We start from the raw sequence: 8,598 nt of genomic DNA, 5'->3' as shown, positions 1-8,598 counted from the left end.
CGGCTTCGCGGCGGCGGCGCGCGGCTTGGCCGCCCCCGCCCGGGGTGCGGCCGCCTTGGCCCGGGGCGCGGCCGCGCCGGCCTTGGGCGCTGCCGCGCGGGCCTTGGGCGCTGCCGCGCGGGGCTTGCGGGTCGTGGTGTCGTCGGTCTTGCGCGCCAAAGCCGGCCTCCCTTGGGAACCTATGTCACCCCCAACGCGCCGGAGCGGATGGCGGTGGCGGAGATCGCGCGCTCGGCGGCGGGCACCAGCGCCCAGCCGCTCCCGGCCCGCATCAACGCCGCCGGCCGCCGCCGGCCCCGCCGCATGACGGAGGCCGCGGCGCCGCGCAGCGCCGGCCGCGTGTAGCCCGGACGCGGCAGCACCGCCAGCGGCACCGCGCGCACCAGGCCGCGCCAGCGCCGCCAGCGCGGCAGCTGCAGCAGGTTGTCGGCGCCGATGACCAGGGCGAAGCGCCGGCGCGGGAAGCGCCGCCGCAGCCGCTCCAGCGTGTCCACCGTGAAGCGGGTGCCCAGCCGCGCCTCGGCGTCGGAGGCGCGCAGCCGCGGCGGCCGGGCGATGGCCCGCGCCGAGGCGAGGCGCTGGGCGAAGGGCGCCATGCCGGCGCGCGGCTTCAACGGGTTGCCGGGCGAGACCAGCAGCCACGCCTCGTGCAGCCGCAGCGCCCTGGTGGCCGCCTGCGCCACGTGCAGGTGCCCGGCATGGGCCGGGTTGAACGACCCGCCGAGCAGCCCGGTCCGCCTCACCGCGTGCGGACGCTCACGTCCACCGGCTGGGCCAGCAGGTTCTCGTAGCGCACGGTGTAGGTGCGCCCGGCCTCCGTCGGCAGGGCGGGCGAGAAGCCGCCCAGGCTGACGTATTCGCCCACCCGCAGCCTTTCGCCGCGGCTGCGCAAATCCTGCGCCAGCCAGGGCAGCACGTTCAGCGGGTGGCCCAGCAGGGCGGTGCCGGGGGCGCGGGCCAGCTCGCGCTCGTTGTTGGTCATCACCACGGTCATCGTGCCCAGCCGGGCGGCGAACTCCTCCGTCGCCCGCACCGGGATGGGCTCGCCCACCACACCCAGGCGGGCGCCGACGTTGATGGCCAGCAGGTTCGGCCCGTCCATGCCCTGGGCCAGCACCAGGTCGGGCATCTCGATGAAGGGGATCACCTGGTCGATGGCGCGCAGCACGTCGAGATGGGTGCGCGCCTCGTTGATGGCGTCGGAGGAGACGCGCACCAGCAGGTCGGCCTCCACCGTCGGCACGGAGCCGAAGCGCGCCGGCACCTCGGCGCCCGAGCGCAGGCGCAGCGTGGCCTCGTAGATGGTGCCGGTGACCGGGTGCGCCACGCCGAAGCGCTGCTGCGCGGCGGCGTTGGTCAGCCCCACCTTGTAGCCCACCGGGCGGCCCCAGTGCTGCACCATCACCGCCACCAGCTTGTCCTGGGCGCATTGCCCATGCTCCAGGCTGGTCATGCCGGCCAGCGGCTGCGCCGGCTGGTTGGCGAGCAGGGAGCGCGCCAGCGCCTCCACCGCCGCGTCCTCCGGGCAGGCGGCCCAGGCCGGGGCGGCGAGCGGCGCCGCGGCGAGCGCGGCGAGGATGAAGCGGCGCATGGAAGGACCTCCCTCGTTTCGCCGCAGCATGGCGCGGCGCGGCGAGGGAGGGAAGCGCCGCCTCAGGGCCGCACCTGCCCCGTCCCGGTGATGCGGTAGCGCCAGGTGCACAGCTGCTCCAGCCCCACCGGCCCGCGCGCGTGCATCCGCCCGGTGGCGATGCCGATTTCCGCGCCGAAGCCGAACTCGCCGCCGTCGCAGAACTGGGTGGAGGCGTTCCACAGCCCCACGGCGGAATCCAGCCCGTCCAGGAAGGCTTCGGCCGCCGCGGCGTCCTCCGTGATGATGGCCTCCGTGTGCTCGCTGCCGAAGCGGCGGATGTGGGCCAGCGCGTCGTCCACGCCGTCCACCACCGCGACGTTCAGCACCGCGTCCAGCCATTCGGTGGCGAAGTCCTCCGCCGTCGCGGCCGGCAGGTCCGGGCAGATGGCGCGGGCGCGGGCATCGGCGCGGAAGGCGCAGCCCAGCGCCGCCAGGTCGGCCACCAGCAGCGGCAGCAGGGCGGGGGCGCTGGCGGCGTCCACCAGCAGCGTCTCGGTGGCGCCGCAGATGCCGGTGCGGCGCATCTTGGCGTTGGCCACCACCGCGCGCGCCATCGCGGGGTCGGCCGCGGCGTGGACGAAGGTGTGGCACAGCCCCTCGGCATGCGCGAGCACGGGCACGCGGGCCTCGCGCATCACCCGGCCCACCAGCCCCTTGCCGCCGCGCGGGATGATGAGGTCCAGCAGCCCGGCCGCGCCCAGCATGGCGCCGACGAAGGCGCGGTCCTGGGTGGGGGCCAGCTGCACCGCGTCCTCCGGCAGGCCGGCCTCGCGCAGCCCGTCGCGCAGGCAGGCGGCGACGGCGCGGGCGGAATGGGCGGATTCCGAGCCGCCGCGCAGGATCACCGCGCTGCCGGCCTTCAGGCACAGCCCGCCGGCATCGGCCGTCACGTTGGGCCGGCTCTCGAAGATCATGCCGATGACGCCCAGGGGCTGCGCCACGCGGCGGATCACCAGCCCATTGGGGCGGGTCCATTCGGCCAGCACGCGGCCCACCGGGTCGGGCAGGGCGGCGATCTCCTCCAGGCCGCGCGCCATCGCCTCGATGCGCGCATCCGTCAGGGTCAGGCGGTCGGTCAGCGCGGCGGAAAGGCCCTGGGCGGCGGCCAAATCCTCGCCATTCGCCGCCAGGATGGCCGGCGCGCGGCCGCGCAGCGCCCGGGCGGCGGCGTGCAGCGCGGCGTCCTTGGCCGGTCGGCCCGCGCGGGCCAGGACGGATGCCGCGGCGCGCGCGGCGCGGGCGGAACTCTCGATCAGGGCGGCGGGGTCGGGGGCGTTCACGGCGGCGGTCTCCTTTGCCGGGCCTTCCTTGCCACGCGGCGCCGCCGGAGGCGAGCGCGGCGCCGATGCATGAAGCGCCCTCCGCATTCCGCCGGACAGACGCCGGCCATTTCATCAACCACTGGTTGACAAACTTGGAAGATACTCGCGGAAGCCATGAAGCACCGTCTCGGCCTGTCCTGCCTCGCGCTCACCCTGCTGGTGGGGCTGGGGCTGGCCGCCTCCATCTGGGGCCACCTGCGCTCCGACCAGTTGCAGGCGGAGGTGCTGCGCCTGCGCGGGCAGGTGGAGGCCGCGCACCGGCTGATGGGCCAGGTGTCCGAGGGGGACCGCCAGTTCCGCGGCCTGCTGCTGTATGGCCAGCCCGCCTATGCCGAGGGGCTGTTCCGCAGCATCGCCCTGGTCGAGGCGCCGGCGAGCCTCGCTTTGGCCGAGGCGGTGGATTCCCGCGTGCCGGGCGAGTCGACGCTCGCGCTGTCGCTGCGGCTGCATGCCTGGGCGGCGCAGCGCCGGGCCGGGCACCTCGCGCTCCAGCAGGGCCAGCGGGAAACGCTGCTGGCGGCCGGCCAGGCCGGGCGCGGCAACACCCTGACCGACGACATCCGCACCCGGCTGGACGAGTTCCTGCACGTGCAGGCCGAGGACCTGCACGGGCTGAAGGCGGCGATGGAGCGCGCCAGCGCCCTGGCCACCGCGCTGGTCGCCGCCGCCGCCATGCTGTGCGGGCTGGGGCTGGTGCTGGGCTACGCGCTGCTGCACCGCCAGCGCCAGGCGGACGCGATGCAGCACGCCCGCCTGGCGCGCTCCAACGCCGAGACGGCGGCCCTGCTGCGGCTGACCGACATGCTGCACGCCTGCCACAGCCACGCCGATGTCGAGGCGGTGGTGCGCCATGCCGCGCCCGGCCTGCTGCCCGGCCATGGCGGCACGCTGTTCCTGCCGGCCGCCGAGGGCGGGGAGGCGCTGCGCCCCGCCGCCTCCTGGGGCGCGGCGCCGGCGGCGCACCCCATCGGCCCGGGCGGCTGCTTCTCCCTGCGGCGCGGCCGCGTGCAGTCCTGCGGCACCGACACCCCCTGCGCCGCGCGCTGCGCCACCGGCGGCGGGCTGTGCCTGCCGCTGTCGGCGCGCGGGGAGGCGCACGGGATGCTGCGCGTGGCCGGGCTGGCGGCGGACGCGCCGGAATCCGCCCTGGCGCACGCGCTGGCCGACAACATCTCGCTGGCGGTGGCCAACATCGCCCTGCGCGAGCGCCTGCAGGGCGAGGCGCTGCGCGACCCGCTGACTGGGCTGCACAACCGCCGCTTCCTGGACGAGGTGGGCGCCAAGCTGGCTGCCCAGGCCGAGCGCAGCGGCCGCCCCCTGGCCGTGGTCGTGCTCGACCTCGATCACTTCAAGGCGCTGAACGACCGCCACGGCCACGCGGCGGGCGATGCCGCGCTGCGCCGGGTGGGCACGCTGCTGCGCGAGGGGCTGCGCGGCGGCGACGTGGCCTGCCGCCATGGCGGGGAGGAATTCGCCCTGCTGCTGCCCGACTGCACGGCCGAGGCGGCGGCCCAGCGCGCCGAGGCGCTGCGCCAGGCCATCGAGCGCAGCGGCGGCGGGCCGGGGCTTTCGGCCTCGCTGGGGGTGGCGGCGCTGCCGGCACGGGGCGGCACCCTGGCCGCGGCGATGGAGGCGGCGGATGCCGCGCTCTACCGCGCCAAGGCCGGGGGGCGGAACCGGGTGGTGCTGGCCGCCGAACCCGCCGCCGCCCTGGCGGCGGAGTAGCGCGCGGCGGGCATCAGGCGAACAAGGCCCGGGCGCCTGGGGCGCGCCCCGCCGCCCATGAACGCGTGCCATCGGCACGCCCGTGGCGCGGCGAAGCCAAGGCCGCGGAGCGGGCGCCCGGCGCCTGGGGGCGCGAGACGCAGCGCGGCCCACCGGGCCGCCCATCCTCACCGCGCGCGCATCAGCCGCGCGCGGTCGCCGCCGAAGGAGACGGCGACGCGCTCGCCGACCTGGAAGTTGTCCTCGTTGGTCTGGATGATGGCGGCGTCGCGCCGGCCGCGGTCCATCCGCACCACGAACTCCACCGCCTGGCCGCGGCCCAGCGAGCCCTCGACCGCCGAGCCGGCGAAGGCGCCCACCGCGGCGCCCAGCACGCCGCCCACCACGTTGGCGCGCCAGTCGCCGCCGATGGTGGAGCCGAGCAGGCCGCCGGCCACGCCGCCGCCCACCGCGCCCACCCCGGTGGGCTGGTTCTGCACGTTCACCGGCCGCATGCCGACGATGGTGCCGTATTCCAGCGTGGAGACGGAGCCGAGCGCGCCGGAGGCGACGGTGCTGTTGGTGGCCTGCGGCGCGCAGGCGGACAGGCCCAGCGCCAGCAGGGCGGCGGGCAGGGGGAGGAGGCGCATGCTCATGGGTTCGGTGGTCCTTGTCCGTGTGACGATTCCCTGGCCCCATTAAGGCTTCGCCAAGCCGGCCGGGTCCAGGGTGGGCGCCATGCATGCTGGACTCGCGGACCCCGGGGGGTCTAGGGTCCGGCGGTCCGCACGCCCCGGGGAGGGGCGGGCGGGCGTCAGCGCCGTGCCGTCCGCCGGGGGGAATTCGGTGGAGGGGCCATCGCGGCGCCGCGAAACGGGGGGTTCTGCGACGATGAGGCTTGGTCGTGCTGCGCGCATCGCGGGGGCGGTCGCCCTGGTGGGAATGCTGGCCGCCTGCGGCGGCAACCAGGCCCCGCAGACCACCGCCTCCTGGCGCGCCCCCACCCGCTCCTACGATCCGCCGGGCCCGCCGGGCGACCCCTGGGGCCCCTACATCCGCGAGGCGTCGCGCCGCTTCGACGTGCCGGAGCGCTGGATCCGCGAGGTGATGCGCCAGGAGTCCGGCGGCCGCGCCACCGCCACCAGCCCCGTGGGCGCCATGGGGCTGATGCAGGTGATGCCCGCCACCTACCGCGAGCTGCAGCGCCGCCACACCCTGGGCGACGACCCCTACCACCCCTACGATTCCATCATGGCCGGCACCGCCTACATCCGGCAGATGTACGACCTCTACGGCTCGCCCGCCTTCCTGGCGGCCTACAACGCCGGGCCGCGGCGGCTGGAGAACTACCTCTACGCCAATTCCGGCCTGCCGGCGGAGACGCGCAACTACGTCGCCCGCGTCGGGCCCGGGGTGCTGCGCGCCTCGCCGGTGCGCCGCGCCGCGCCGGAGGTGTACGCCGCGGCCGAGCTGCCGCTGAACGTGCCGCCCGGCCCGCGCCGGATGGACGCCGCCACCCGCACCGCCATCGCCGAGGCGCGCTCGGTGCGCGAGGGCAACGCGCAATACGCCTCCACCCCGGCGCCGGAGGCCTTCAGCGGCCCGCGCATGGTGGCGGCCGCCCCGGCCCCCGCGCCGCGCGGCGGCGTGGTGGCGATGGAGCCCATCCCCGACGGCTCCACCCCGCAGGGCGCCGTGCGCCTGGCCGAGGCGCAGGCCCGCGCCGCGTCGGAGCCCGCCGGCGGCATGACCCTGCCCGATGGCCGCATCGTGGTGGCGCGGATGGACCCCATCCCCGACGGCTCCACCCCCGAGGGCGCGGCCCGGCTGGCCGAGAGCGCGGCGCGCCTGGCCCCGCCGCCGCCCATGCCCGTCCCGGCGCCCGCCCCCGCGCCCGTGCTGCGGCCTTCCGTCGCCTCGGCGCCGGTGCCCGCGCGCGGCCTGGGCTTCATCTCCGCCGCGCAGGCCGGGACGCTGCCGGCCGGCTTCCGCCCGGTGGCGGCCACCACCGGCGCCGGCTGGGCGGTGCAGGTCGGCGCCTTCGCCAACCCCGAGCAGGCGCGCGCCGCCGCGCAGTCGGCGCAGAACAGCGTGGGCGGCCGGGTGGCGGTGCAGCCCGTGCAGGTGGGCCGCGCCACCCTGTTCCGCGCGCGGGTGACGGGGCTGAGCCAGGGCAACGCCCAGCAGGCCTGCGACCGGCTGCGCCGCAACGGCGCGTGCAACGTGCTGGGGCCGGACGCCCAGGGCTGACGGGCCAGGGCTGACGGGCCAGGGCCGGCAGGTCAGGGGGCGGCGGGCCGCACCTCGCCGCCCCACTCGCCCAGCAGCCGGGCCAGGGCGTCGTCCGCCGCGGCGGCCACCACCAGGTCGGGGCGCAGCAGGCGCAGGGCGTCCTCGTTCCAGCCCTCGCCCACGGCGATCAGGTCCACCTCCGGGCGCTCGGCCAGCAGGATGGCGGCCTCCCCTTCCGAGGCGACGCCCACCATCAGCCGGTCGCACCAGCGGCGGGCCTGCTCGGTCAGGGCGGAGGGGCAGGGGTCGGCGGCCTGCAGGAAGCCGATGCGCCAGCCGCGGTGGCGCCAGCGCTCCGCCACCTCCACCGCCAGGGGCAGGCTCACCAGCTTGCGCGCCGCGCCCCGGCCGGGGGTCAGGCCTTCCAGCAGCTCGTCCGCGCGCACCAGCGCGATGCCCGACTTGCGCGACACGATGCCCAGCGCCAGCGCCGCCAGCCGCGCCGCCGCGTCCAGCGACAGCCCGGCGGCCAGCGCGGCCGAGACCACCCCCACCACGGCGTCGCCGCCGCCGGCGGGGTCGTGCACCTCGCTCGCCTCGGCGCGGAAATGCAGGGCGCCGTCCGGGCGCGCCAGGGTCAGCCCCTCGGCGCCGCGCGGCACCAGCACGGCGCCGAGCTCCAGCGCCTCCAGCAGCTCGCGCGCGGCGGCGGCCACCCCGGCCTCGTCGCGCGCGGCGCCGGGCAGCTCCTCGCGCTCCAGGATCAGCAGGTCGGCGCCGCGGAAGCGCGCCAGGTCGCCGCCGCCCTTGGGGTCCACCACCACGCGGCGGCCGGCGCGGCGCGCGGCCTCGATCAGCCGCTGCGGGATGTCACCCGCCAGCACGCCCTTGCCGTAGTCGCTCAGCACCAGGACGGTGGTGGCGGCCACGGCGTCGGAGGCGATCTTGACCATGCGGTCGGCCAGGCGGGGATGGATGGGCGCCGCCTGCTCGTAATCCGTGCGCAGCAGGTGCTGGCCGGCGGCCAGGAAGCGCGTCTTCACCGTGGTCAGCCGCCCGCCCTGCACCAGCAGCCAGGGCTCCACCCGCGGCTGCCCGCCGATCAGGCCGGTCAGGTCGCTGCCCGCCGCGTCGTCGCCCACCACCGAGACGAAGGCCACCGCGCTGCCCAGGGCGGTGAGGTTGCGCACCACGTTGCCGGCGCCGCCCGGCAGCGCCACCTCGCGCTCCACGCTCAGCACCGGCACCGGCGCCTCCGGGCTGACGCGCGCGACGTGGCCGAACACGTAGCGGTCCACCATGGCGTCGCCCACCACCAGCACGGTGGCGCGGCCCAGCGCCCGCACGGCCTCGGCCAGGTCTTGCGGCGAGGTCGCCTCGCGGGCGGGGTTCTGTGGGGCCATGCGCCCAGCCGTAGCCCAGCCCCGCCGGGGGGCGCAACCGGGCGGCCGTCAACGCTTCCTTCAGGGGTGAAGCCGCAGGATGCCCGCGGCGGCCAGGACGGCCCCTGGCGAGAGGCATGACCCGGACCGACCCGCTTTCCCTGGCGCTGGCCGCCGCACCCCCGGGCTCCGTGGCCCTGGTCGGGCGCGGCGCCCTGGCCCGCACCCTGCTGGCCGAGGCCGCGCCGGGCGGCGGCGGCGCGCTGGTGGCGCTGTCCTGCGGCGCCCCGGCGCTGGTGGGCGTGGCCCCCGGCGCCGCCGCCCG

Annotated in this window: 8 protein-coding genes; 3 read left to right on the top strand and 5 right to left on the bottom strand. The window is 77.6% G+C overall.

Annotated features, from left to right (window positions below; all coding sequences use genetic code 11):
• Positions 1 to 179 precede the first annotated feature (179 nt).
• The 3 genes from ACI6QG_RS19210 to ACI6QG_RS19200 all read right to left on the bottom strand — a co-directional run bounded on the left by ACI6QG_RS19210 (position 180) and on the right by ACI6QG_RS19200 (position 2,913).
• Entirely contained in the window at positions 180 to 743 is a 564-nt protein-coding gene (locus ACI6QG_RS19210) for a nicotinate-nucleotide adenylyltransferase (RefSeq protein ID WP_407026202.1), read from the bottom strand.
• Entirely contained in the window at positions 740 to 1,591 is an 852-nt protein-coding gene (locus ACI6QG_RS19205; RefSeq protein WP_407026201.1) for a 2-keto-4-pentenoate hydratase, read from the bottom strand. The genes ACI6QG_RS19210 and ACI6QG_RS19205 overlap by 4 nt, the downstream gene beginning before the upstream one ends.
• 62 nt (positions 1,592 to 1,653) lie before the next feature.
• Entirely contained in the window at positions 1,654 to 2,913 is a 1,260-nt protein-coding gene (locus tag ACI6QG_RS19200; protein ID WP_407026200.1) for a glutamate-5-semialdehyde dehydrogenase, read from the bottom strand.
• Positions 2,914 to 3,069: 156 nt separating this feature from the next.
• Between ACI6QG_RS19200 and ACI6QG_RS19195 the strand changes: the two genes are divergently transcribed.
• The gene (locus ACI6QG_RS19195) at positions 3,070 to 4,680 is read left to right on the top strand and encodes a GGDEF domain-containing protein (protein WP_407026199.1); all 1,611 of its coding nucleotides are present in this window, start codon (positions 3,070 to 3,072) and stop codon (positions 4,678 to 4,680) included.
• A 167-nt stretch (positions 4,681 to 4,847) separates the two neighbouring features.
• Here ACI6QG_RS19195 and ACI6QG_RS19190 read toward each other — a convergent pair whose 3' ends face one another.
• Positions 4,848 to 5,315, bottom strand: a complete 468-nt coding sequence (locus tag ACI6QG_RS19190) for an outer membrane lipoprotein (RefSeq protein WP_407026198.1) — start codon at positions 5,313 to 5,315, stop codon at positions 4,848 to 4,850.
• A gap of 235 nt (positions 5,316 to 5,550) precedes the next feature.
• Between ACI6QG_RS19190 and ACI6QG_RS19185 the strand changes: the two genes are divergently transcribed.
• The gene (locus ACI6QG_RS19185; RefSeq protein WP_407026197.1) at positions 5,551 to 6,909 is read left to right on the top strand and encodes a lytic transglycosylase domain-containing protein; all 1,359 of its coding nucleotides are present in this window, start codon (positions 5,551 to 5,553) and stop codon (positions 6,907 to 6,909) included.
• 32 nt (positions 6,910 to 6,941) lie between these two features.
• On the opposite strand, the gene ACI6QG_RS19180 is transcribed toward ACI6QG_RS19185, so the two are convergent.
• Complete coding sequence (locus ACI6QG_RS19180; protein WP_407026196.1) at positions 6,942 to 8,294, bottom strand: bifunctional heptose 7-phosphate kinase/heptose 1-phosphate adenyltransferase; 1,353 nt, start codon at positions 8,292 to 8,294, stop codon at positions 6,942 to 6,944.
• Between the two features lie 116 nt (positions 8,295 to 8,410).
• Between ACI6QG_RS19180 and ACI6QG_RS19175 the strand changes: the two genes are divergently transcribed.
• Positions 8,411 to 8,598, top strand: a 188-nt coding sequence (locus ACI6QG_RS19175; protein WP_407026195.1) for a hypothetical protein, incomplete at its 3' end; no start/stop codon positions are given.

Source organism: Sabulicella flocculans (assembly GCF_045449635.1).
In the GTDB taxonomy this organism is placed as follows: domain Bacteria; phylum Pseudomonadota; class Alphaproteobacteria; order Acetobacterales; family Acetobacteraceae; genus Roseococcus.
The sequence above is the reverse complement of the archived record's forward strand: the minus strand, read 5'-3'. Positions and strand labels throughout refer to the sequence as shown.

Bases quoted from the DNA above. Each gene is read 5' to 3' on its own strand.
- ACI6QG_RS19195 (WP_407026199.1), top strand. From the start codon at position 3,070: ATGAAGCACCGTCTCGGCCTGTCCTGCCTCGCGCTCACCCTGCTGGTG.
- ACI6QG_RS19205 (WP_407026201.1), bottom strand. From the start codon at position 1,591: ATGCGCCGCTTCATCCTCGCCGCGCTCGCCGCGGCGCCGCTCGCCGCC.
- ACI6QG_RS19190 (WP_407026198.1), bottom strand. From the start codon at position 5,315: ATGAGCATGCGCCTCCTCCCCCTGCCCGCCGCCCTGCTGGCGCTGGGC.
- ACI6QG_RS19180 (WP_407026196.1), bottom strand. From the start codon at position 8,294: ATGGCCCCACAGAACCCCGCCCGCGAGGCGACCTCGCCGCAAGACCTG.
- ACI6QG_RS19185 (WP_407026197.1), top strand. From the start codon at position 5,551: ATGAGGCTTGGTCGTGCTGCGCGCATCGCGGGGGCGGTCGCCCTGGTG.